This is a genomic window from Streptomyces sp. NPDC000878 (assembly GCF_053599695.1).
Genome location: NZ_JBSFMT010000012.1, coordinates 1 through 24,822, shown reverse-complemented (window position 1 = coordinate 24,822; position 24,822 = coordinate 1). Strand labels below are relative to the sequence as shown.

General features: G+C 71.5%; 10 protein-coding genes. 9 read left to right on the top strand and 1 reads right to left on the bottom strand.

The window, feature by feature from the left end; genetic code table 11:
- Positions 1–87 precede the first annotated feature (87 nt).
- From ACWDR4_RS13530 to ACWDR4_RS13500, 7 genes are all read left to right on the top strand, one after another.
- Positions 88–6,963: an SDR family NAD(P)-dependent oxidoreductase gene (locus tag ACWDR4_RS13530; RefSeq protein ID WP_450407829.1), complete on the top strand. Its 6,876-nt coding sequence runs from the start codon at positions 88–90 to the stop codon at positions 6,961–6,963.
- An 85-nt stretch (positions 6,964–7,048) separates the two neighbouring features.
- On the top strand, positions 7,049–14,800 hold the full coding sequence (locus ACWDR4_RS13525; RefSeq protein WP_450407827.1) for a beta-ketoacyl synthase N-terminal-like domain-containing protein: 7,752 nt from the start codon (positions 7,049–7,051) through the stop codon (positions 14,798–14,800).
- Between the two features lie 26 nt (positions 14,801–14,826).
- Entirely contained in the window at positions 14,827–16,443 is a 1,617-nt protein-coding gene (locus ACWDR4_RS13520; protein ID WP_450407824.1) for a PfaD family polyunsaturated fatty acid/polyketide biosynthesis protein, read from the top strand.
- Positions 16,440–18,173 (top strand): acyl-CoA dehydrogenase family protein, encoded by a 1,734-nt coding sequence (locus ACWDR4_RS13515; RefSeq protein ID WP_450407822.1) that lies wholly within the window; start codon positions 16,440–16,442, stop codon positions 18,171–18,173. The genes ACWDR4_RS13520 and ACWDR4_RS13515 overlap by 4 nt, the downstream gene beginning before the upstream one ends.
- A gap of 16 nt (positions 18,174–18,189) precedes the next feature.
- On the top strand, positions 18,190–19,980 hold the full coding sequence (locus tag ACWDR4_RS13510; RefSeq protein WP_450407819.1) for an acyl-CoA dehydrogenase family protein: 1,791 nt from the start codon (positions 18,190–18,192) through the stop codon (positions 19,978–19,980).
- A gap of 12 nt (positions 19,981–19,992) precedes the next feature.
- The gene (locus ACWDR4_RS13505) at positions 19,993–20,703 is read left to right on the top strand and encodes a 4'-phosphopantetheinyl transferase family protein (RefSeq protein ID WP_450407816.1); all 711 of its coding nucleotides are present in this window, start codon (positions 19,993–19,995) and stop codon (positions 20,701–20,703) included.
- Between the two features lie 43 nt (positions 20,704–20,746).
- Positions 20,747–22,033 (top strand): NAD(P)/FAD-dependent oxidoreductase, encoded by a 1,287-nt coding sequence (locus ACWDR4_RS13500; RefSeq protein WP_450407814.1) that lies wholly within the window; start codon positions 20,747–20,749, stop codon positions 22,031–22,033.
- 9 nt (positions 22,034–22,042) lie between these two features.
- On the opposite strand, the gene ACWDR4_RS13495 is transcribed toward ACWDR4_RS13500, so the two are convergent.
- Positions 22,043–22,672 carry a MerR family transcriptional regulator gene (locus ACWDR4_RS13495; RefSeq protein WP_450407811.1) on the bottom strand — a complete coding sequence of 210 codons (630 nt, stop codon included), beginning with the start codon at positions 22,670–22,672 and terminating at the stop codon, positions 22,043–22,045.
- Between the two features lie 109 nt (positions 22,673–22,781).
- On the opposite strand from ACWDR4_RS13495, the gene ACWDR4_RS13490 reads away from it, so the two are divergent.
- Both ACWDR4_RS13490 and ACWDR4_RS13485 read left to right on the top strand, forming a co-directional pair.
- The gene (locus ACWDR4_RS13490; protein ID WP_450407808.1) at positions 22,782–23,204 is read left to right on the top strand and encodes a DUF3291 domain-containing protein; all 423 of its coding nucleotides are present in this window, start codon (positions 22,782–22,784) and stop codon (positions 23,202–23,204) included.
- Positions 23,205–23,287: 83 nt separating this feature from the next.
- Positions 23,288–24,766, top strand: coding sequence for an MFS transporter (locus tag ACWDR4_RS13485; protein WP_450407805.1), 1,479 nt, complete (start codon positions 23,288–23,290; stop codon positions 24,764–24,766).
- Positions 24,767–24,822: the final 56 nt, after the last annotated feature.

Here is a 24,822-nt window from a genome sequence, read left to right as displayed (position 1 = left end):
TCCCCCTCTTCTCTCGTGCGTCATGCGCCGTTCCTCCGAACCGCTGCGGGGCGAACCTCCCCCGCCGTCCGACCAAGAGAGCCTCCCGTGAACGCTTCGCATCCTTCCGAACTCGACCGCCGGCTGGCCCGGGACCCCATCGCGATCGTCGGGCTGTCCGCCCTGTACCCCAAGTCGCGTGATCTGCGCGCCTTCTGGGACAACGTGGTCTCCGCCGCCGACTGCATCGAGGACGTGCCCGAGACCCACTGGAGTGTGGCCGAGCACTACGACTCCGACCCGTCCGCGCCCGACAGGACGTACTCGAAGCGGGGCGGCTTCATTCCGGCCGTCCCGTTCAACCCGCTGGAGTTCGGGCTGCCGCCCAACACCCTCGAAGTCACCGACGTACTCCAGCTGTTGAGTCTGGTCGTGGCCCGTGATCTGCTCCAGGATGCGGGCTTCGACCAGCAGTGGTACGACGCCTCGCGGACCGGGGTGGTGCTCGGGGTGACCGGCGCCAACCAGCTCACCCAGCCGCTGTCGGCCCGGCTCCAGACGCCCGTCCTCAAGGAGGTCGTGCGCAGTTGCGGGCTCTCGGACCGGGACGCCGACGAGATCGCGGAGAAGTTCAAGCTGGCGTTCGCCCCCTGGGAGGAGAACTCCTTCCCCGGCATGCTGGGCAACGTCGTGGCCGGACGGATCGCCAACCGCCTGGACCTGGGCGGTTCCAACATGACGATCGACGCGGCCTGCGCCAGTTCGCTGGGCGCGGTGAAGGCCGCGGTCAGTGAACTGCTGGAACGGCGCTCGGACATGATGCTGGTGGGCGGCTGCGACGCCGAGAACACCATCTTCATGTACCTGTGCTTCAGCAAGACGCCCGCGTTCTCCAAGGCCGGCCGGATCCGCCCGTTCGACGAGAACGCGGACGGCACCCTCATCGGTGAGGGCATCGGCATGCTGGCGCTGCGCCGCCTCTCGGACGCCGAGCGGGACGGCAACCGGATCTACGCGGTGATCCGGGGCATCGGTTCGTCGAGCGACGGCCGGTTCAAGTCCATCTACGCCCCGCGCAAGGAGGGCCAGATGGCCGCCCTGCGCCGCGCGTACGAGGACGCGGACTGCTCCCCGGCCTCGGTCGAGCTGTTCGAGGCGCACGGCACGGGTACGGCGGTCGGCGAGGCGACCGAGCTGTCGGCGCTGTCGGCGGTGGTGTCGGAGCACACCGAAGAGCGGCAGTTCGCGGCGGTCGGCAGTGTGAAGTCGCAGATCGGCCACACCAAGGCGGCGGCCGGCGCGGCCGGCATGATCAAGCTGGCGCTGGCCCTGCACCACAAGCTGCTGCCGCCCACGATCAACGTGGACACCCCGAACCCGGCGCTCGACTGGCCCGAGAGCCCCTTCTACGTCGGCACCCAGACCCGCCCGTGGATCCGTGACCCGCGCAGGTCGCAACGCCGGGCGGGGGTCTCCTCGTTCGGGTTCGGCGGCACCAACTTCCATCTGGTGCTGGAGGAGCACGGTGACGGGGACGACCTGCGGGTGATGTTCCCTGTGAGCCAGGTATATGTATGGCATGAACCTGACATGAACGGTCTGGTGCGGGCACTGGAAGGAGGCGTGGAGTCACGACCGGACCCGGCCCCGGCGAACCATCCACGGCTGACCCTGGTGGCCCGCAGCGACGACGAACTCGCCGAGCTGCGCGCCCTCGCCGTGGCCGAACTCCACGCCAGGGGCGAGGCCGACTCCTGGACGCACCCCAGGGGCATCTACTTCCGCCGGTCCGCCGCCCCCACCGGGAAGGTGGCCGCGCTGTTCGCGGGGCAGGGCAGCCAGTACGTCGCCCCCGGCCGGACCGCGGTCCTGGCGCTGCCCCCGCTGCGGGCGGCCTTCGACCGGGCCAACGCGGCCTTCGGGGACCACGAACTCCCCTTGTCCCGGGTCGCGTTCCCGCCGCCCGCCTTCGACGAGGTGACGCGTGCGGCCCAGGAGAGCGCGCTGCGCCGTACGGAGTACGCCCAGCCCGCCATCGGTGCGCTGGCCGCCGGTCACTTCCGGTATCTGGCCGAACTGGGCTTCGACGCCGACGGGTTCCTCGGCCACAGTTTCGGTGAACTTGCGGCGCTGTGGGCGGCCGGCGCACTCGACGACGACACGTACTTCGCGCTGGCCCGGGCACGGGGCGCCGCGATGGCACCGCCCGTCGAGCCCGGCTTCGACCCCGGGGCGATGGCCGCGGTGACCGCCTCCGCCGGACAGATGGAGCAACTCCTCGCCGCACACCCCGGGTTGACGGTCTGCAACCGCAACGCGCCGGACCAGGTGGTGGTCGGCGGTGCGACCGACGCCGTGGAGCGGCTGGTGGAGGTGGCGGGCGCGGCCGGCGTACGGGCGGCTCGGCTGCCGGTGTCGGCGGCCTTCCACACGCCGTTCGTCGCCCACGCCGTGGACGCCTTCGGCCGCCATGTCGCCGACGCGCGCATCCTGGAACCGCGCCGCCCGGTCTTCGCCAACTCCCCGGGCGCCGCCTACGGCCCGGACCTCGACGCCAACCGACGCACGCTGGTGGACCAGTTGGTCAAGCCGGTGCAGTTCGCCGACCGGGTCGAGGAAATGTACGCGGCGGGCTTCCGTACGTTCGTCGAGTTCGGCCCCAAGGGCGTGCTGACCCAGCTGGTCCACCGTATCCTCGGCGACCGCGAGCACTTCGCGGTCCAGCTCGACCCGGGCAGCGGCGGTGACGCCGACACGGCGTTGAAGCGGGCCGTCGCCCAACTCGCCGTACTCGGGCTGCCGTTGACCACGGCCGACCGCTATGTGTCCGAGCCGGAGGCCGTCGAGCCGGTGAAGGGCATGACGGTACCGCTCAACGGCATCAACCATGTGCCGCAGGCCCGCAAGGACGCGTACCGGGAGGCGCTGGAGAACGGCTACCGGGTGGCGGGCGTGGACCGGGCCGTGGGAGCTGTGTCCGCGCGGGCCGGCCAGGAAGCCGTGCCCGTACCGAGAGCCGAAGTGGCGCGCGTTCCCGGGACACCGCCGCTCACCGCGACCGCACCCGTGGCCACCTCGACCGTGGTAGCCGTACGGCCCGCCACCCAACCGTCGGCGCCCGTCGCGCCGCCCGTTCCCGCCGCCCACTTCCTGGAGAGCGAGCCCGTGGAAGCACACGACCGAACACCCGCTCCGGGCGCCGACCGGCTCTCCGGACTGATCGCCGACCATCTGGCCCTGCACGACGACTATCTCCAGGGCCAGTTGAACAGCGCCCAGCGCCTGATGGGCATCCTTGAGCGGGCCGACGAGCAGGGCAGGGTCGATGCGGTGATCCCCGGGGTGGCCACCGTGAAGGAACACGGGCTGGCGATCGGGCGGACGCATCTGCGGGCCAACGAGATCCTGCGGGACCTGGCGTCGATGGAGATCGGCACCCTCACACCGACTGCTCCGGCGGCGCCGACTGCCCCCGTGGCTCCGACTGCGGTCGCGGTACCGGTCGCTCCGCCTGCGGCTCCTGTCGCAGCGGCCGTCGAAGCCCCGGTCGCCCCTGCCTCGGTCTCCCTCCCCGCGCCTGGTCCTGTGCCTACCGCGGCCCCTGAGGCTTCCGAGCCTCCATCGACCGACGTCACTGCGGACGACGTACAGGCGGCGCTTCTCGACGTGGTGTCGCAGAAGACCGGCTACCCGGCCGAGATGCTCGACCTCGGCATGGACGTGGAGGCTGACTTGGGCATCGACTCCATCAAGCGCGTCGAAATCATGGGCGTCCTCCAGGAACGCTTCCCGAGTCCCACCCCCGTCGGGCCCGAACAGCTCGCGGAACTCCGCACGTTGAACGAAATCGTGGGCTTCGTGCTCAGTCTCGGCGGTACGAGCGGCCCCGCTCCTCAGGCCCAGGTTCAGGACCAGGTCCAGGTCGCCGCGGCGATCGGCGCGCAGGACGTCGCGGACGTACTGCTCGGGGTCGTGTCGGACAGGACGGGTTACCCGGCGGAGACGCTGGACCTGGACATGGACGTCGAAGCCGACCTCGGCATCGACTCCATCAAGCGCGTCGAAATCATGGGCGTCCTCCAAGAGCGCTTCCCGAGCCCGACCCCCGTCGGGCCCGAACAGCTCGCGGAACTCCGCACGTTGAACGAGATCGTCGGCTTCATGCTCAGACTCAACGGGGGTTCGAGCGCCTCAGCCTCAACTCCCGCTGCATCCGAGGCCCCTCCCGTCGACGGTGACGCCGTACGCGGTGCCCTTCTCGACGTCGTGGCTGCCAAGACCGGCTACCCGGCCGAGATGCTGGACCTCGGTATGGACGTCGAAGCCGACCTCGGCATCGACTCCATCAAACGCGTCGAGATCATGGGCGTTCTTCAGGAGCAGTTCCCGAGTCCGACCCCCGTGGGGCCCGAACAGCTCGCGGAACTACGGACGTTGGGCGACATCGTGGGCTTCGTCGCCGGGCTGTCCGGGGCACCGGCCGGTACGGTCGCTCCCCCGCCCCCACCCCCGGTCGCCGAGGAGGCGCCCGTCACCGCTCCGGCCGCGCTGGGCCGTGGGCAGGCGTCTCTCGTCGAGCTGCCGACGCCGGACCGGCTCGTCGACGCCTATCCGCTGGGCGCAGCAGCCGTGGTCGTCGACGACGGCAGTGCGGTCGCCGAGTCCTCCGCCGCGCGGCTCGTCTCGACCGGCTGGCGGGTGCGCGTCCTGCGGCTGCCCGGTGTCGCCCAGCGGGTCACGGGAGCGACGGACCTGCCCCTCACCGCCTGGGGCGCGAATGAACTCGCCGCCCGACTCGAGGAGTTGGGCGACGAGCGGGTGCATCTCGTGCTCGGGTTCGCGGCGGCCGACGAGCTGCCCTGGGCCGAGGGCGTACGCAGACTGGCACACTCCCTCCTCCTCGCCAAGCATGCGGTGGGCCCGCTCACCAAGGCCGCCGCGACCGGTCACCGGGCCGCGTTCGTCACTGTCACCCGGCTCGACGGAACCTTCGGGCTGGGCGGGGTGAGCGAGGACGCGGTGCCTGCCGGCGGTGTCGGCGGGCTGGTCAAGACGCTGGCTGTGGAGGCGCCCGAGCTGTTCTGCCGGGCCGTCGATCTCGCCCCCGCCCTGACCCCGGCGCAGGCGGCCGAACTGGTCCTGGAGGAGGTGTACGACGCTGCCGCCGGCCCGGTCCAGACGGGCCGCGACGGGCCGCGCCGGGTCGCCCTCACCCTCGACCTCGACCCCGGTCCGGGGGTACGCCCGACCGGGTCGGCCCCCGCCCTCGGCTCCGACGACCTGCTCGTCGTGACCGGCGGCGGGCGTGGCATCACCGCCCGCTGCACGGTGGCCCTGGCCGCCACGCACCGTCCCGGTCTGCTCCTGCTCGGCCGTACGGCGCTCGGTGAGGAACCCGAGTGGGCGCGTGGGCTGGCTGATGCCGCCGCGCTGAAGGCAGCAGCCGTGGACCAGTTGAAGCGAGCGGGCGAGAAGCCGACGCCGAAGCGGGTCGAGCAGCTGTACCAGGCCGTGGTCGGTGAGCGCGAGGTCCGTTCTACGCTCGCGGAGATCCGGGCGGCGGGCAGCGAGGTCGAGTACGTGGCCGTGGACATCGGCGACGCCGCCGCGACCGCCGCTGCGCTGGCCCCGTACAAGGAACGCATCACGGGCCTCGTGCACGGGGCGGGGGTGCTCGCGGACCAGCTGATCTCCGCCAAGAAGGCCGCCGAGATCGACCGGGTCTTCTCGGTCAAGCTGGGCGGGCTGCGCTCGGTGGTGGCCGCACTGCCCGCCGAGCGGCTTCGGCACGTGGTGCTGTTCTCCTCGGTCGCCGGGTTCTTCGGCAACCGGGGGCAGTCGGACTACGCGATGGCCAACGAGGTGCTCAACACCTGGGCCGCCGCCTTCCGGCGCAGCCACCCGGGGGCCCATGTGACCGCCCTCAACTGGGGTGCCTGGGACAGCGGCATGGTGTCGCCGCAGATCAAGGCGGTGTTCAAGGAGCGGGGCATCGCGCTGATCCCGGTGGGGACCGGGACGCGGATGTTCACCGAGCAGTTCGCCCCGGAGCGGGCAGGTGACGTGGTCACGGTTCTCGGGCCGACCACGCCCCTGTCGGCGCGTGAGCACATCGCGCCCACGTCGACGGCCGTACTGGAACGGGATCTCGCAGGTCTGGTCGGCGATCCGCTCGTCGCGGACCATGTGATCGGTGACGTGCCGGTGCTGCCGGCCGCCGCTGCCCTCGGCTGGGCCGCGGGTGCGGTGGAGCGGCTGACCGGCGGTACGGTCGCGCGGGTCCGGGACTTCGCGGTTCACAAGGGCGTGGTCTTCGACGACACCGGTTCCGGCGGCATCAGCGGGCCCTTCCAGTTGTCCGTCGATCCGACGCCCGACGGCGCCGAGGCCGACGTGGCGATCCGTTCGACCAACGCCGACGGCACCGTACGGCCGCACTACGCGGCCCGGGTGATCCTGGGCGACGCCGGTGCCGGGGTTCCGGGGCGAGTGGCCGGGCTGCCCGCACTGGGCGGTGGCAGTGACGCGCAGGTGTTCTACGCCGACGGCACGCTCTTCCACGGGGTGTCGCTGCGCGGGCTGCGGCGGGTGCTGGCGTCGGGCGAGGAGCGGTTGGTCCTGGAGTGCGCGTTGGCCGAACACCGGCCGGCGGGCGGTGCGTTCGGGACGGGCCGGTACGCACCCGGCACCGCCGATCTGCTGCTCCAGGCCGCGCTGGTGTGGATGCGGCTGCACCGGGACACGGCGAGTCTGCCGATGGGGGTGGCGGGCGTCGATCTGTACGAGGCGCTGCCGGACGGCGAGCCGTTCGTCGTGGTGGTGGAGCCGGAGCCGGCTTCTCTGAACGGCAACGGGAGTGCGAACCGTACGTCCGCTGCGCTCACAGTGACGGCGTGTGCTCCCGACGGCCGGGTGTTGACTCGGTTCACAGGAGTTTCCCTTGTGTCCACCCCGCAGCTGGCCGCCAAGTTCGCGAGCCGCTGAGCCGAAGACCGGACCGGTGGTCACCCCGGCGGAGAGCCTCCGCGGCCCCCGCCGGGCCCCCGGCACCCTGGAGGGAACAGCCTCAATGAGCAGCAAGTTCGCAATCGTCGGGATCTCCTGTCTCTTCCCCGGGGCGGACACTCCCGGCGCGTTCTGGGACAACCTCCGCGCCGGCGTCGACAGCCGCGCGGAGGGCGGCCCAGAGGTCTTCGGCACCGCCGGTCCCGGGCCGGCCGACGGCATGAAGCAGGCCCCGGACCCGGATCACGCCATCACCTGTGTCCGGGGCGGCTTCGTGACCGGCTTCGACTTCGACCCCACCGGTTTCCACCTCCGCCCCGAGGATCTCGCCGGTCTCGACCGGGTCTTCCACTGGTCGTTGCACGTGGCCCGCGAGGCGCTGCGGGACAGCGGTCACGACGACCGCCCGGAGCTGCTGACCCGCACCGGTCTGGTGGTCGGCGACTACTCCTTCCCCACCCCGGCCTCGGCCCGCATCAGCCTGCCCCTCGTCCACGAAGCCGTCCTGGAGGGCCTCCGCCGGTCCGGCATCCCCGCGCCCGCTCCGGGTCCGCTGCTCGACCCGGCCGCCGTGTCCCCGGCCGACGCCCGGGTGAGCGGCGCCCCGGCACGGCTCGCGGCGACCGCCCTGGGCCTCGGCGGCCCCCGCTACGCCCTGGACGCCGCCTGCTCCTCGGCCCTGTACGCGCTGAAGCTGGCCTGCGACCATCTCGCCGCCGGACAGGCGGACTTGGTCCTCGCGGGCGGAGTCTGCGCACCCGACCCCACCCTCATCCACCTCTCCTTCTCCGACCTGCACGCCTACCCCCAGAACGGCGTCAGCCAGCCCTTCGACGCCCGCTCCACCGGCATCCTCACCGGCCAGGGCGCCGGCATGGTCGCCGTACGCCGCCTCGCGGACGCCATCGCGGACGGCGACCGGATCTACGCCGTGATCGACGGCATCGGCCTGTCGAACGACGGCGCCGGCCGCCACCTCCTCGTACCCAACCCGGCGGGACAACTCAGCTCGTACGAACTCGCCTACGCCCAGGCCGGTTTCGGGCCCGAACTGGTGGACTACCTGGAGTGCCACGCCACCGGGACGCCCGTCGGGGACGGCACGGAGGCGGAATCGGTCGCCGCCTGGTTCGGAACCCGAGGCACAATCCCACCGCTGGGCTCGGTGAAGGGCAACCTCGGTCATCTGCTGACGGTGGCGGGGCTGAGCAGTCTGCTCAAGGTGATCCTGTCTATGGCGCACGGGCATCTCCCGCCGACCATCGGCATCGACGAGCCGCTCAGCACCCCGGGCGCTGGCGAGGTGCCCGTCGTACGCGCGGGCCGCGACTGGCCCGACCGAGGGGCAGCGCCGCGCCGGGCGGCGGTCTCCGCGTTCGGGTTCGGCGGTACGAACGCCCATGTCGTCCTCTCCCAGCGGCCGGACGCCGAGGAGGCCGGGGTCGCGGAGCCCGTCGCACCCCCGGCCCTCGAAGTCATCGGTCTCGGCGCGCACTTCGGCACCCTCGCGGACGTGACCGCCTTCGAACGCGCCCTGCACGACGGCACCGACGCCTTCCGTCCGCTGCCCACACACCGCTGGCGCGGCCTGGAGGACACGGCCGACGGCACCCTGGAGCGGGCGGGGCTGCACCGGGCGGGACTGCCCGAGGGCGGCTTCGTGGACCGGATCGACATCGACCCGGCCGACCATCGCATCCCCCCTGCCGACCTGCGCAACTACAACCTCCAGCACGCCCTGATGTCGAAGGTCGCCGACGAGGCGCTGCGCGACGCGGGCTACGACCGGACGGTACCGGCGGGCCGCAGGGCTCCCGAGCCGCGCCGGATCGCGGTGGTCGTGGCCATGGAGATGGAGCCAAGTGCCCATCTGCACCTGGCCCGTTACGGACTCGGCGACTTCCTCCGCGACGCCTACGCCGACGCCGGCCTGGAGTTGACGGAGGATCAGCTCACCGCGCTCGCCGCAGTGGCCCGGGAGAGCGTCCACGAGCCGATCGTCGCCAACGAGGTGCTGAGCTACATCGGCAACATCATGGCCAGCCGGATCTCCTCCCTGTGGAACCTCACCGGGCCGTCCTTCACCGTCTCGTCGGACGGCGCGGGCACCGCCGAGGCACTCCAGATCGCCCAACTCCTGCTGCTGGACGAGAGCGTTGAGGCCGTGCTCGTCGGCGCGGTGGATCTCGCGGGCTCCCCGGAGAACCTGCTGCTGCGCGGCGAAAAGCCGGTGTCCGGGGCCGGGTTGAGCTTCGGGGACGGGCAGCACGGGCGGCGGATCGGCGAGGGCGCGGGGGCGGTCGTCCTCAGGCGCCCTGATGCGGGTGTGGGTACGGGTCCCTGTGCGGATGCGGATGCCGACCCGGGTATAGGTCCGGGGCCAGCTCTGGGTCCGGGTCCGGGCCCAGGCCCGGATGCGGGCCCAGGCCCGGATGCGGGGCCGGATACGGATGCGGGGCCGAGTTCGCATCCAGCTCCGGGTGCGGGTCCTGGCCTAGGTGCGGGCCCGGGGCCGGGTGCGGGTCCGGGGCCGGGTGCGGGTCCGGGGCCGGGTGCGGGTCCGGGTGCAGGTGCGGGGCCGGGGCCGAGTGCGGGGCCGGGTGCAGGTCCAGGCCCGAGTGCGGGTCGCGGTGCGGGTCGGGATGCGGACGCGAGTGCGGATCGGGGGCCGGGGCCGGGTGCGGCTGCGGCTGCGGCTGCGGCTGCGGCTGCGGCTGCGGCTGCGGCTGCGGCTGCGGCTGCGGCTGCGGCTGCGGCTGCGGGCCGGGGTCCCGGTCCAGGTGCGCGGCGCGCGTACGCGCGGATCGAGTCCGTGGCCGTACGGCATGCGGCGCCCGTCGGCGGTGTCTTGCCGGAGGCCGACGCGGGCGCGCTCGCCGAGGCCGCCGGCCAGGCGCTGGCTGCCGCCGGGATCGGCCCGGCCGACGTCGGCTATGTCGAGGCCCATGCGGGCGGCACGGCCGGCCAGGACTCCGCCGAGCTGGCGGCGCTGGCCCAGGTGTACCCGGCGGGCTCCGGCACGGTCGCTCTGGGCAGCGCCAAGGCTCAGCTCGGCGACACACAGACCGCCTCCGCGATGGCGGGCCTGCTACGAGCCGTGCTCTGCCTGCACCACGCCTACGTCCCCGGCGCGCCCGGCTGGCGCAGTCCCGCGCCGGACCTGGCCGACGACTTCGCCGCCTCGGCGTTCCATGTGCCGGACGCCTCCCGGCCCTGGCTGCGCACCGCGCAGGGGGTACGTCGGTACGCGGCCGTCAGTGCCATCGGCTCGGACGGCGCCCACGCCCATGTCGTGCTGTCCGCCGACCGTACCCGGGGCGAGGTGGCCCGCAGCGACTGGCGCAACGCCGGCGGCCCGGTGCTGCTGCCGCTCGGCGCTCCGGACCTCGCCGGGCTGCTCGCCGAGGTGGACCGGCATCTGGGGCTGCTGGCCGAGGGCGCCGATCCGTACCGACTGGGCCGGGCCGCCGCCGAACGGCTGCCGGGCAGCGCGCTGCGTGTCGTCCTGGTCGGCCGGGACGCCGAACAGCTGTGCGCCCAGCTGGAGTTGGCGGCGCGTGACCTGCCGGGCGCGGCTGCGAAGGGCGAGGAGTGGACGACCCCGGCGGGGAGTTGCTTCGCGCCACGGCCGATCGGTCCGGAGGGGAAGGTGGCCCTGGTCTATCCGGGCGCGTTCAACTCGTACCCGGGTCTGGGCCAGGACTTCTTCCGCGCCTTCCCGTCCCTGCTCGACGCCTTCGAGGCGGAGGCGGCCGACCCGGACCGGCTCTTCCGGGCGGCCCAGCTCTACCCACGCACCCAAGTCACCCCTGATCGCCGGGACTTGATTGCGCTGGAGGGCAGGCTGGGCGAGGACATCCCGTTCATGCTCGCCACCGGCACCACCTTCGCGATCCTCTACACGGATCTGGTGCGCGAGGTGCTCGGCGTGCGGGCGCACGGTGCGTTCGGGTACAGCCTGGGCGAGAGCAGCATGCTGTTCGCCACCGGCGGCTGGCGGCGCTCGGCGCGCCGGGACGACCGGATCAGCGCCACGCCCCTGTTCCGCGACCGGCTGTCCGGGCCCCGCCGTACCGTGCGCGAGCTGTGGCGGCTGCCGGAGGACACACCCGACGAGGCCGTGTGGGGCAGCTTCGTGCTGCTGGAGTCGGCGGACCGGATCACGGCCGCGCTGTCCCGCCCCGACACGCCCTACGACAAGGTGTTCCTGACCCACGTGAACACCCCGCGCGAGGCCGTGATCGCGGGCGAACCCGCTCAATGCCGGGCGCTGGTGGAGGAGTTGGGCTGCCCGTCGGCACGGTCCCCGGTCGGCTCGGTGATGCACTGCCCGGTCGTGGACGGGGAGTTGGCCGGCCTCGCCGAACTCAACGACCATCCGACGGGCTCGCCGGACGGCCTCGATCTGCTGAGCGCGTACGACTACGGCTCGGTGAGCGTGGCCGAGCTGGAGCGGTCGGAGGTGGCGCGGCGGATCGCGCAGACCCTGCGCGGCACGATCGACTTCCCGCGTCTGGTGCGGACGGCTTACGACCGGGGTTTCCGGTACTTCGTCGAGGTCGGTCCGGGCGCCACCTGCACCCGGTGGGTGCACGACACCCTCGGGGACGCCGCGCATGTGGCGATGCCGGTGGACCGGCGCGGTGTCCCCGCCGCCCGTTCCGTGGCCCAGCTGGCGGCCCGTCTGGCCGCGCACGGTCTGCCGGTCGACCTGGCCGCACTGCTCGGCCCGGACCCGACGCCGACCGTCCGGCCGGCCCGACTGAGGGTGCCGGTCGGTGGCGGCGCGCCCATCCCGGCGGGCGTCGCAGCACGGGCGGCGGCGGCCTCGCCGGTCGTCACCCCCGCTGTCCGGCCCGAGCCCGCACACGCCGGCGCGGTGTCCGTGCGCGGCTCAACGGAGCCTGCCGCCCCGCCAGTTGACGTCATGGACGCCCAACCCGCCCGTACGGCGGCCGTCTCGCTGGAGGTACCCGCCCCGATGCCCGCCGACCCGAGCCTCGACGACATCGAGGTCATCACCTTCGACGGCGAACCGATCGCCTTCCTGCCCTGGACGGAACCGGCCCCACCCGCGCCCCTTCCGGCGCCGGTGCACCCGTCCGCCGTACCCGAGCGACCGACACCGGCCCCTGCCCCGTCCGCCGAGTGGTCGTCGGGAAACCCCGCCGCCGATCTCGTGCGGGAGATACGGCAGCAGATGGTGGCCACGCACTCGGTGGTGATGGAGACACAGCGCGTCCTCCAGGAGAACACCCTGGCCCGTACGGAGGCCCTGCTCGAAGGCGTCTTCGCACCCGCGCCCGCTACAGCACCCACCACTCCTCCGCCGGCGCCCGCGCTGCCCAGCGGCCCGCCCCCGCCCGCCGCCATCGAGGCCGCGCCCCGACCCACCGATCCCCCCAAAGCCCCCGGTGTCATCTGGGACGAGAAGCAGCTCCTTGCCTTCGCCACCGGCCGGATCACGGACGTGTTCGGCCCCGAGTTCGCGGACGTCGACGGCTACGCGAAACGCGTACGGCTGCCCGCGCCCCCGTACCACTTCGTCACCCGGGTCACCGGTCTCCGGGCCGAGACGGGCGTCTACGAACCGTCCTTCATCCGCACCGAGTACGACGTGCCGGAGGACGCCTGGTACGCGGTGGACGGTGGGGTACCGCCGGCCGTGGCCATCGAGGCGGGCCAGTGCGATCTGCTGCTCATCAGCTATCTCGGCATCGACTTCCGCAACAAGGGCGAGCGGGTCTACCGGCTCCTCGACAGCACCCTCGTCTTCCACGGCGACCTGCCGCGAACCGGCCAGACCCTGCGCTACGACATCTCGATCAACCGTTTCGTACGGCAGGGCGACACGACCCTCTTCTTCTTCAGCTACCTCTGCTACGCCGACGGGGAGCTGATCCTCGAACTCAAGGACGCCAGCGCCGGGTTCTTCACCCAGGCCGAACTCGACACGCCGTTGGGTGTCGTCGTGACCGAGCGGGACAGGAAGCGGCGCGCCGCACTGACCAGGGCTTCCTTCAAGCCGCTGGCCGACACGGACAAGAACCGACTCACCGCCGCCGACCTGGAGTTGCTGGCCGCCGGGAAGCCCGGTGAGGTGTTCGGGCCGCACCACGCCCAGGACGCCGGCCTCAATCCGGCACTGCGGCTGCCCGACGCCCGGTTGCGCATGGTCGACGAGATCCTGATCGACCGTACGGGCGGGCCGCGCGGCCTCGGTGCGATCACCGCGCACAAGCAACTGGAGCCGGACGCCTGGTACTTCGAGTGCCACTTCCCCGACGATCCGGTGCTGGCCGGGTCGATGGTGGCGGAGGGTGCCGTCCAGACGCTCCAGGCGTATCTCCTGCGCCAGGGCATGCATCTGGTGCTGCCCGACGCCCGCTTCCAGACGATCGTCGGCCTGGAGACAGAGGTGCAGGTCCGCGGCCAGATCACACCCGCGCACCGGGAGATCCGGTACGAGATCGAGGTCATGGAGCTGACCCTGCTCCCGCGTCCGTCCGTGGTCGCCGACGTCCTCGTGTATCTGGGAGACAAGGCGGTGATCCGGATGCGCAACTTCGGCATCCAGATCCGGGAGAAGGACGGTACGCCGTACCGGGCCGGCCCCGGCGGCATCCCGAAGTTCCTCGGCCGCCGCAACCGCGCCGGTGAGCCCGCGCTGATCAACGAACTCCACCTCGCGCACGCCGCGAAGGGCGACCTCGGTACGGCGATGGGCCCCGAGTTCGACGTGTACAAGGACAGCCGAGCCCCGTACATCCCCAACGGGGACTTCCAGTTCGTCGACCGCATCATGCAACTCACCGGCACACGCGGCGAGTTGAAGCCGGGCGCGGAGATGGTGACGGAGTACGACTCCCCGGCGGACGCCTGGTACTACCGCGAGAACGCACACCCCCACCTCCCCAACTGTGTGCTGATGGAGACCTCGCTCCAGGCGGCCATCCTCAACGGCTACTACCTGGGCGCCACCCTCAAGCAGCCGGAGACCGAGTACTCGATCCGCAACCTCGACGGCAGGGCGACCTACGTCAAGGACATCGACCTGCGTGGGAAGACGATCCGCCACCACTCCACACTCCTGATGACAAGTGCCGTGTCCGGAGCCGTACTTCAGAACTTCAAGTACGAACTCTCCGCCGACGGCGAGGTCTTCTACACCGGTGAGTCGCTGTTCGGCTACTTCAGCGAGGCCGCCCTCTCCAACCAGGTCGGCCTGGACAACGGCACGTATGTCGCCTCCTGGATCGAGCAGGAGAAGCCGGACGTCTCCCGCGTCCGCCGTATCGAACTCCCCGACGACGCGCCCGCGTTCACCGACCCGACGGGCGGGCGGCTGCATCTGTCCGGGGGCCACTACCACCTCGTCGACCACGTGGACCTGGTCACGGACGGCGGCAGGCACGGCGCCGGATACCTCCACGGATACCGCCAAGTCCGGCCCGACGAATGGTACTTCGACTGCCATTTCCACCGCGACCCGGTCATGCCCGGCTCGCTCGGTGTGGAGGCGATCCTCCAGGGCCTGCGCCTGTTCGTGCTGGAACAGGGTCTCGCCGAGGGGATCGAGAACCCCAGGTTCGGCCTGGCCGTCGATGTACCCACCAGCTGGAAGTACCGGGGCCAGATCCTGCGCCACGACGGGGAGTTGAGGTTCGACGTGCACGTCAAGGAGGTCCGCCGGGACGGTGAGCGGCTCGTGGTGATCGCGGACGCCGACCTGTGGAAGCCGGGGCTGCGCATCTACGAACTCACCGACGTGGCCATCGAGGTCAGCCCCGACACCATCCGCGACCAGGCCGTCTGACCGACTCAGAGGAGAAGACCCCGACCATGCACACCCAGACCACTCCTCTGCGGTGGTACGGAGACAGCAGCCCCGGCACCGACCCGGCCGGCATCTACCAGTCCCTCGCCGACCTCGACCGGCCCGCCTTCGTCGTCCGCACCCCGACCGGCATCGGCGCCGTCTCCGGCGGCCGGGCGACGCCGGGAGACGGCTTTCCTCTCCTGGCCGCCACCGGCCCCCTGCCCCCGCGCGCCCTCGGCTCCCCCGCCTTCCTGGCCGCGCACGGCGTCCGGTACGCCTACATGGCGGGCGCGATGGCGGGCGGCATCGCCTCCGCCGATCTGGTGATCGCCCTGGCCAGAGAGGGTTTCCTCGCCTCGTACGGGGCGGCCGGACTGCTGCCCGAGACCATCGAGAAGGCGCTCACCCGGTTCGCCACCGAGATCCCGGGACTGCCGTACGCCGTCAATCTGATCCACAGCCCGAGCGAGGAGCGCCTGGAGCGGGAGGCGGTGGAGCTGTTCCTGCGGTACGGGGTGCGGTGCGTGGAGGCGTCGGCCTTCATGAGCCTCAGCCCGCACGTGGTGCGTTACCGCCTGGCGGGCCTGCGCCGCGGCCCGTCCGGGGAGGTCGTCGCCGCACACCGCGTCATCGCGAAGATCTCCCGCCCGGAGACGGCGGAGCGCTTCATGCGCCCCGCGCCGGCAGCGGTGGTGAGTGCCCTCCACGCCCAGGGCCTGATCACCGCCGAGCAGGCGGACCTGGCCAAGTACATCCCGATGGCCGACGACATCACGGTCGAGGGCGACTCGGGCGGCCACACCGACCGCCGCCCGCTCACCGCGCTCCTCCCGACGATCCTCCGCCTGCGTGACACGGTCCAGCACGACCACCGCTACCCCACCCCGATCCGGGTGGGCGCGGCGGGCGGCCTCGGTTGTCCCTCCTCGGTGGCTGCCGCGTTCACCATGGGCGCCGCCTATGTCGTCACCGGCTCGGTCAACCAGTCGTGCGTGGAGTCGGGCGCGTCGAAGCCGACGAAGGCTCTGCTGGCGGACGCGGGCATCGCGGACTGCGAGATGGCACCGGCCGCCGACATGTTCGAAATGGGCGTCGAACTCCAGGTGTTGAAGAAGGGCACCCTGTTCCCGATGCGCGCCAAGCGCCTGTACGAGCTGTACCAGACGTACGACGGCCTGGAGGCGCTGCCCGACAGCGAGCGCACCCGGCTGGAGACCCAGATCATCCGCCGCCCGCTGGACGACGTCTGGCAGGAGTGCGTCGGCTACTTCGGCCGCCGCGACCCCGAACAGCTGGCCCGCGCCGCCGAGAACCCGAAGCGACGGATGGCGCTGGTGTTCCGCTGGTACCTCGGCATGGCGTCGCGCTGGTCGACGGTCGGCGATCCGGACCGCGTCCTCGACTACCAGGTGTGGTGCGGCCCGGCGATGGGCGCGTTCAACGACTGGGTCACCGCCAGCTATCTCAAGGCCCCGGGCAACCGCCGGGTAGCCGACGTGGCCCACCACCTCATGCGCGGCGCCGCCTTCCACACCCGCCTGGCCCACCTCCGCGTCTCCGGCGTACGCATCCCCGCGTCGGCCGCCGACTACCGCCCCGTACCCCTGGAACCGCAGGCGGCACCGGCGGGTTCCCGATGAGCGCGCCGACCCCTGAGGAGATCGAGCGCCTGCTGGGCGATCCGTACGACGCGGACAACCCGTACGGCTTCGCGGCGGCCGTCCGCCGGGACGAACAGGACGCGTTCCCCGAGGAGTTGAGCGGCGCGCTGCGCGAGGCCGGCTTCCACCTCAACTACCTGCCGAAGGAATGGGGCGGCCGGTTCGAGTCCTTCGAGCACAGCATGGTCCTGGTCCGCACCGCCGCCCGCCGGGACCTCAACATCATGCCGGCCACCATGTTCGGCATCACCGCGGCGACCTGCCTGGCGCTGCACGGCTCGCCTGAACAGCAGAAGCACGCGTCGCAGATCCTCGCCAGGGGCGGCGCGGTGGGCTTCGCCCTGTCGGAGGCCGACCACGGAAGCGACCTGCTGGCCAACACCGTCCGCCTCGAACCAGCAACAGACGGTTGGGAGTTGACGGGCGAGAAGTGGATGGTGGGCCTCGGCCGACGCTGCGAGGCGCTGTACCTCGTGGCACGGACGGGCGGGCGGGGGCCAGGGGCATTCTCGGCAGTGCTGCTGGACATGTCCGAAGACGTAAAGCGCAGCCCGGCCGTTCCGGCCTCCGGAATGCGGGGCATCGACTTCGCCCACCTCCGCTTCGACCGATTCCCGGTCCCCGCCGAGGCGTTGGTGGGCCACGAGGGCCAGGCGCTGGAGTCGGTCATGAAGGCCCAGCAGGTGGTCCGGGTGATGAGCATGGCCGGCAGTCTCGGCTGCGCCGACACAGCCCTGCGCCTGACCCTGGACTTCGCGACTGCCCGCCAGGTCGGCCGTACGACGGTACGCGAATCGCCGTATCCCCGGCGGGAGTTGGCGATCGCATCGGCGGCTCTCCTCGCAGCGGACGTCACGGCGCTGACCGCAGCCCGGGGCATCCACGTGTTCCCGGAGGTGTTCAGCGTCTGGGGCTGCGCCGCCAAGCACGCGGTCGCGGAGCACACCGAGGACCTGATCCGCCGCTGCGCCACAGTCCTGGCAACCCGCGCGGTACTCCGCACAGAGGGCCCGGGCAACGGCCTCTTCCAGAAACTCCAACGAGACGCGGCCATGGTGAGAGTCGTGGACACAAGCACCCTGGCAAACCTCCGCGGATACGCGGCCCAACTTCCAACGCTCGTCCAGGAGATCGACCTCAGGGGCGCGGGGAACTGCGCGAGAAGCCACAACGCCGCAGCACCCAACCACGAAGAGCACCACCCCATACGCAGGCTCTTCGACCTGACAGAACCCCTCCCCCCATACACCCCCGCCCACCTGGACCTAACGGCCAGAGGCAACTCCCCCATAACCACAGCTCTGTTCGACATCGCACCCCAACTCACCACCCAGACCGACCAAACAACCGCAACCCTCATAACCCGCCTCACCACCACCCTCACCCAACTGACCGAAGACATAGCCACAACCGACCGAGACACCGGCCTCGTAGACGCAGCCGACCGCTTCGCCTACCTCCACGCCGCCGCCTGCGCCCTCCTCCTCTGGTGGGCCAACCCCACTTACCCCCTCTTCGGCACACCCCCAGGCGACACCCGCTGGCTCACAGCCTCCCTCGCCTACCTCCTCGCGAAAGCGGACGGCACCGACCCCCGCCGAGAGGCCCCCGCCCTACTCCCCGCCCTGGACATCACCACGCAACTCCACACCCGCAACCAACTCTTCTGCGCGCACCCGAAACAACTGACACCAGCCACCGCCCACTGACCGTTGGAGACACCCCGTGCCGAAATCGGACCTCACGGAGCTGGCCGGACGGCTGGAACGCCACCTGGGCGATCCGCACGACCCCACCAGCCGTATGCCGTACACCCGCGTCCTCGAATACGACGAACGCGAGGACTATCCCTACGAGTTCGTGAACCTCCTCCAGCGGTGGGGCGCGCTGGACCACTCGCTCCCCCGCGCCCAGGGCGGGCAGGCGGGCGACGTGGAGATCGGCTTCAACCTGATGCGGCTGATCGCCCGCCGGGACCCGACCACCGCGACCGCGTTCATCATCACCAGCCTCAGTTTCATGCCGGCCTGGGTGGCGGGCACCGACGCCCAGAAGCGGGCGATGGTGGACGCCATCCAGCGCGGCAACCGCTACGCCTGGGGCCTGTCCGAGCGCCGGCACGGCAGTGATCTGCTCGCCAACGAGATGACCGCCGAGAAGACGGACGGCGGCTATCTCCTCACCGGGGAGAAGTGGCTGATCGGCAACGGCCGAGTCGCCGACGGGCTCAGCGTCCACGCCCGTACCGACCCTCGGGGCGGCCCCGGCGGCTACTCCGTCTTCGTCCTCGACAAACGGCAGGCCCCCGCCGGGACCGTGGACGAGCTGCCGCGCGAGCGCATGCACGGCCTGCGCGGGCTGGACATGAGCGGCTTCCGCCTCGACCGGGTCTTCGTGCCGGACTCCGCGCTGATCGGCCGTGTGGGACAGGGCCTGGAGATCGCCCTCAAGACCTCCCAGACGGCCCGTGCCCTCATCAGCGGTATCGCTCTCTCCGCCGTGGACACGGGGCTGCGCGTCACGCTCGACTTCACCGAGCAGCGCACGGTCTTCGGCCGTACGGTCACCGATGTCCCGTACTCCCGCCGCCAGTTGGTGGAGTGCTTCGCGGATCTGATGGTCGCCGACGCGGTCAGCCTGGGCGCGGTACGGGCCCTCCAGGTCGTGCCGGAGCAGACCAGCGTGTGGTCGTCCGTCGTCAAGTACTTCGTGCCGACGCTCCTGGAGCGCACGTTCGCCCAGCTCAATGTCGTCCTCGGCGCGCGCTTCTACCTCCGCGACCATCCGCACTACGCGATCCACCAGAAGATGCTGCGTGATCTGCCGGTCGCCAACTTCGCCGACGGCAACACCGTCGTGAACCTCAAGAACATCGCGCTCCAGCTCGACGGCCTCCTCACCACGGCCACGACAGCCGACCGGACTCTGCGCGACGAGGCCCACGAACGCGCGGCCGTGCTCTTCGGCATCGACCGCGAACTGCCGCTGTACCGGCCCTGGGACCAGGAGTTGTACAGCCGGGGCCGGGACGACGCCCTCCTCGCCGGGCCCGCCGCACTCGTACGGCTGCGCCGGCTGGCCGGGGAAGCCAAGCCCGACGAACGCGACTGGCTGACCCGGGCGGCGGACACGGCGGAGCAACTCCTCGCCGGGGCCGCCTCGTTGAGGGAACGGGTCACGTCGCTCAAGGCGTCGCTTGGCCGCGAGTACGGCCAGTCCGCCGAACTCTTCGACCTGGCCAAGGAGTACTGCCTCCTGCACGCTGCCGCCGCCTGCGTGCACACCCACGTCCACTCCGCCGCCGCGCTCGACGCCCCGCTGCCCAGCGGCGCACTGCTCCTCCTCCAACTGGAGCGCGTACGACGGCACTTGCGCCCGCACGAGGCCGTGACCGACGCCGCCGTGGTCGACGACGTGATGCGGGTGCTGCGGCAACTGCACCGGGGGAACCGGCTGTTCTCGTACTGGCAGTTCCCACTCGCCGAGCGCGGCGACCTGCCCGCCGCCGGACTCTGACCGGCCGGCCCGATGCCGAACCCCGACCGCCATCTGTGGCTGCTGCCGGACTCGGCCGCCGAGTCGTTCATCGCGCGCACCGGCGGTCCGGCCCTGCTCGACCCGGCCGAGCGCGAGCGATGCGAACGCGTCCTCGCACCGTGGGAGCGGCAGCGCCGGCTGGCCGCCCGGCTGCTGGCGCGGCACGCGCTCAGTGCCCGCTCGGGACGACCGCTCAACTCCTGGCGCTTCCACACCACTTCGGACGGCAGACCGGAACCCGAACCGTCCACGGACCACCGGCTGCGCTTCAACGTCTCCCACACGGACGGTCTGACCGCCTGCGTGGTCACCGACGCCGGCCGGGCCTGCGGGGTGGACGCCGAACGCTCCCCGGCACGCGCCGACGCGGTCGCGCACCTGCCCCGCTTCTTCGCCGACCGGGAACGCACCGAACTCACCACCGTCCCGGACACCGAACGCCCCGGCCACATCGCCGCCTACTGGGTGCTCAAGGAGTCGTACCTCAAAGCGCTCGGCACCGGTCTGCGCCGGGACCTGTCCACGATCGCCTTCACCGGCCTGACCGGCGGACGCATCCGCCTCTACGACACCGGTGAACCCCAATCGGCGTGCGAGCACTGGCAGTTCGACCTGATCCACCCGAACCCCGGCCATGTGGTGGCCGTGGCCGCCGAGGACGGCGCCCCGGGCGGACTGATCACCACCACCCTCACCGACTGACCGACTGACCGACTGGCCGACCGCCCGACCCCAAGGAGCCCCGATGTCCGCCAAGCCCAACATCGCCGTCATCGGCGGTGGCGTCGCCGGCCTCTCCGCCGCCTACGCCCTGCGCGAGCACGCCGAGATCACCCTGTTCGAACGCGAGGACCACTACGGCGGCCACGCCAACACCGTCGAGGTGGAGGACGCGGGCCGGGTCCTGGGCATCGACACCGCGTTCGTCGTCTTCAACCGCCCCGCCTACCCCAACCTCAGCGGCTTCTTCGACGAACTCGGCGTGGAATCAAAGCAGTTGCTGAGCGGTTTCAATTTCTTCGACCTGACCGAGGGCACGCAGTACGGCAGCGAGGAGATGGACCTGCCGGAGGAGGAGGTGCGCGCCCGCTATCCCGAGGCGTTCCACACCATCTGGCGCGAGGCCCGCCGCTTCCACGAGGAGGGGCGCCGGGACTTCTTCCGCAAGCGCACCGACATGCCGATGGGCGAGTACCTCGACCGGGGCGGCTACAGCCAGGAGTTCCGGTACGGCTACTTCATCCTGCTGTGCAGCGCGGTGTGGTCGGTGCCCGCCGAACTGGTCTGGGAGATGCCGGCCACGACCGTGATCGCGTTCTTCATGGCCCACGACGAGAGCGGCCTCGGCGGCCGTCGCGTGGACTGGCGGACCGTGGGCGGCGGTTCGATCTCCTACGTCCGCAAGGCACTTGCCGCGATCGACCCGAAGGTCCGGCTGTCCGAGCCGGTGACCGGCGTCCACCAGGACGAGGACGGAGTCACCGTCCGTACCGCCACCGGCTCCGAGCGCTTCGAGCACGTCGTCCTCGCCACGCACGCCGATGTGACCCGCGCCCTGCTGGAGAACCCCACCGACCGCCAGCGCGAACTCCTGGCGCCGCTGCGCTACAACGCCTCCACGGTGGTCCTGCACACCGATCCGTCCGTGATGCCGGCCGACCGGTCCCGGTGGGAGGCGTGGAACTACGGAAAGGTCACGCTGGACGGGCAGCCGCGCACGTACGTGGCCTACTACATGAACAAGCTGCACGGCTTCGAGTCGGACACGGACTACTTCGTCACCCTCGACTACCCGCTGCCGGTCGCCGAGGACACGGTCATCCGCACCTTCGCCTACGAGCACCCGGTCCTCGACATGGCGATGCGCCGCGCCCAGCAGACCATCTACGAGGTCAACGATGGCCCCCGGGTCAAACTGTGCGGCTCGTACTTCCACTCCAAGCAGCAGTACCACGACCAGATCGGCTCGCACGAGGCCGCGTTCTCGGCAGGCAAGGAGGCGGCGGCCCAGTTGCTGCGCGAACTGGGCTGACACAGCAGGTCAGTTGTCGGTCGCGTCCGCGTGCCGCCGGGCCGACTCGTTCTCCTGGGCCATGCGCCGCAGCGCCATGAGCGCGGGTTCCAGGAGGACGGTGAGCAGGAGGGCGCGCTCGGCGACCTCCAACGGGTCCTCGATCCCGGCCAGTTGGTCGAGGTCGAGGACCGCGGTCTCCTCGGCCAGCCGGGCGTACGGCAGGAGCACCCGCCAGTCCAGCGGCGAGCCGAGGGTGCGCAGCGAGGCGAGGGTCTCGGCCAGGGTGGCGCGGGCGGGTGCGGACCCGCGCACGTTCCAGCCCAACTTCTCGATCAGCGCGTCGACTTCGGCCGGTTCCGGGGAGTCCGGCTCCGTCTCGTCGGCCAGCTGGATCGCCCCGAGGGTGAGTCCCAGGAGGCGATGGGTATCGGCGGTGTCCTCGGCGAGCGCGCCCAGCACCTCCCGAGTGGTGCTGACCGACAGGCCTCGTACACCGATCAGCGCGCGGATCAGCCGGAGTCTGCGCAGGTGGTTCTCGTCGTACTCGGCCTGCGTCGCCGACAGCTGGCGGCCGACCGGGAGGAGACCTTCGCGGAGGTAGTACTTGATCGTCGTGACAGAGACACCACTGCGGCGGCTCAGCTCGGACATGCGCATCGGTCGGGCTCCGCTCTGGTCATTGGATACCTCTACTGTCTAACATGGATAGTGGAGGTATCCAAGAATGCCTCTGCTTCATCCTGCCTCTCAGAAGAAGGCCGCAGCCATGCCCACCCTGCCCTGGACCAAGGTCAACAAGCCCGCTCCGGACGCGACGGCGTACGTCATGGCGTCCCGCTTCGAGGTCCGCTCCCTACGGGACGTGCCCCGCTTCTTCCTGCGGTCCCTCGCCGCGTGGAAGCAGGTGAAGAGCGCGCCCGGCGCGTACGGCGCCTCACTGATCGCCGAGCCGCTCAAGCGCACGTTCTGGACGCTGTCGGCCTGGGAGGACAAGCAGGCCCTCTACACGTACGCACGGACCGAGCCCCACAAGTCGATCATGGGCGGTCTGCGCTCCACGATGGACCGCTCGGTCTTCACCTTCTGGGAGACACCGTCGGCGGGCCTGCCCATCGACTGGTCGGACGCGCGCGACCGGCTGGCCGCCCAGGAGCGCGCGGACGCCGACGGCAGCCCGCCGACTGCCTGACCCCGCCTGCCCTGCCTGTCTCGTCTGTCCCACCGCCGGATCACTGGATCAGCCACTCCCCTCCCCTAGGAGACTCCCCCGCCATGACCCTGTCCGAAGAGAACCCGGCCCTGGAGGACGCGGCCGGCGCGCCGCCGGCCGAGGGCCGGCGTGTGCCGCTGTGGCTCGCGATCGTCGCGTGCAGCGTGCCCATGTTCATGGTCGCGCTCGACAACCTGGTCGTCTCGACCGCCCTGCACACCCTGGCCGTCGACCTGAAGGCGGACACCCAACAGCTCCAGTGGTTCGTCAACGCCTACGTCCTCAGTTTCGCCTGTCTGCTGATGACGGGGGCCGCGCTCGGTGACCGCTTCGGCCGCCGCGCGGTCTTCGTGGCCGGCATCGTCGTCTTCACGCTGGCCTCGATCGGCTGCGGCCTCGCCGACACCAGCGCGCAGCTGATCACGTTCCGTACCGTGCAGGGTTTCGGCGCCGCGGCCGTGATGCCCCTGTCGCTGACCCTGCTCTCGCAGGCCGTCCCGGACCGGCTGCGCGGGCTGGCGCTCGGTCTGTGGTCTGGGGTCAGCGGCCTCGCCGTCGCGATGGGCCCGGTGGTGGGCGGCGCGGTGGTCGACGGGCTCGACTGGCGGTGGATCTTCTGGATCAACGTGCCGGTGGGCGTCGTAGCCGTGCCGCTGATCCTGCTGACGCTCCGCGAAAGCTCGCTGCCGGGGGTCCGTCTCGACCTGGTCGGTATGGTGCTGGCCGCCGTCGGCCTGTTCGCGCTGGTGTGGGGCATCGTGAACGGCGAGACGGACGGCTGGACCTCGGCCGAGGTGCTCGGCGCGTTCGCCGCGGGTGCGGTGCTGCTCGCGGTGTTCGTCGCCTGGGAGGCGCGGGTCGCACAGCCGATGCTGCCGCTGTCCTTCTACAAGGTGCGGGCGTTCACCCTCACCAACATCGTCTCGGCGACCATGTACTTCGGTGTCTTCGGGTCCCTCTTCCTGCTCGCCCAGTACCTCCAGATCGTGCCGCCGCGCACCCCGTTCGAGGCCGGGGTCCGCACCCTGGCCTGGACGCTGATGCCGATGTTCGTCGCGCCCGTCGCGGGCCTCCTCACCGACAAGGTGGGCGGCGGCCGGCTGATGGCGCTGGGCCTCTTCCTCCAGGGGGTCGGGCTCGGCTGGATCAACCTGGTCGCGGACACCGACACCGCGTATCCCTCCCTCGTCGGGCCGATGGTCGTGGCTGGAATCGGCATGGGCTTCGTGTTCGCGCCGACGGCGGCCGTCGTGCTGGGCTCGGTCAGCCGCGAGCACGCGGGCAAGGCGTCCGGCGCCAACACCACCGTCCGGGAGATCGGCGGGGCCCTCGGTATCGCCGTACTGAGCACGGTGTTCGTGGCGCACGGCAGCACGGGTTCGCCGCAGCAGTTCGTGGACGGGCTGCACCCGGCGGTGTGGGTCGGCGTCGTCGTGGTCTTCGCGGGCGCGGTGTGCGCGCTGGGGATTCCGCGCCGGCCCCGCCCGGAAGCGGAGGAGGAGGTCCAGGTTCCGGCCGGGGCAGTGGCCGAGCGGGCCTGAACACCCCGGCCCCTCCCCTGCGCCGGTGGCTGCCCGTACGTGACGGACGGGCAGCC

Coding starts and splice junctions, on each gene's coding strand:
- ACWDR4_RS13525 (WP_450407827.1), top strand. CDS start 7,049: ATGAGCAGCAAGTTCGCAATCGTCGGGATCTCCTGTCTCTTCCCCGGG.
- ACWDR4_RS13490 (WP_450407808.1), top strand. CDS start 22,782: ATGCCCACCCTGCCCTGGACCAAGGTCAACAAGCCCGCTCCGGACGCG.
- ACWDR4_RS13500 (WP_450407814.1), top strand. CDS start 20,747: ATGTCCGCCAAGCCCAACATCGCCGTCATCGGCGGTGGCGTCGCCGGC.
- ACWDR4_RS13515 (WP_450407822.1), top strand. CDS start 16,440: ATGAGCGCGCCGACCCCTGAGGAGATCGAGCGCCTGCTGGGCGATCCG.
- ACWDR4_RS13520 (WP_450407824.1), top strand. CDS start 14,827: ATGCACACCCAGACCACTCCTCTGCGGTGGTACGGAGACAGCAGCCCC.
- ACWDR4_RS13485 (WP_450407805.1), top strand. CDS start 23,288: ATGACCCTGTCCGAAGAGAACCCGGCCCTGGAGGACGCGGCCGGCGCG.
- ACWDR4_RS13495 (WP_450407811.1), bottom strand. CDS start 22,672: ATGCGCATGTCCGAGCTGAGCCGCCGCAGTGGTGTCTCTGTCACGACG.
- ACWDR4_RS13505 (WP_450407816.1), top strand. CDS start 19,993: ATGCCGAACCCCGACCGCCATCTGTGGCTGCTGCCGGACTCGGCCGCC.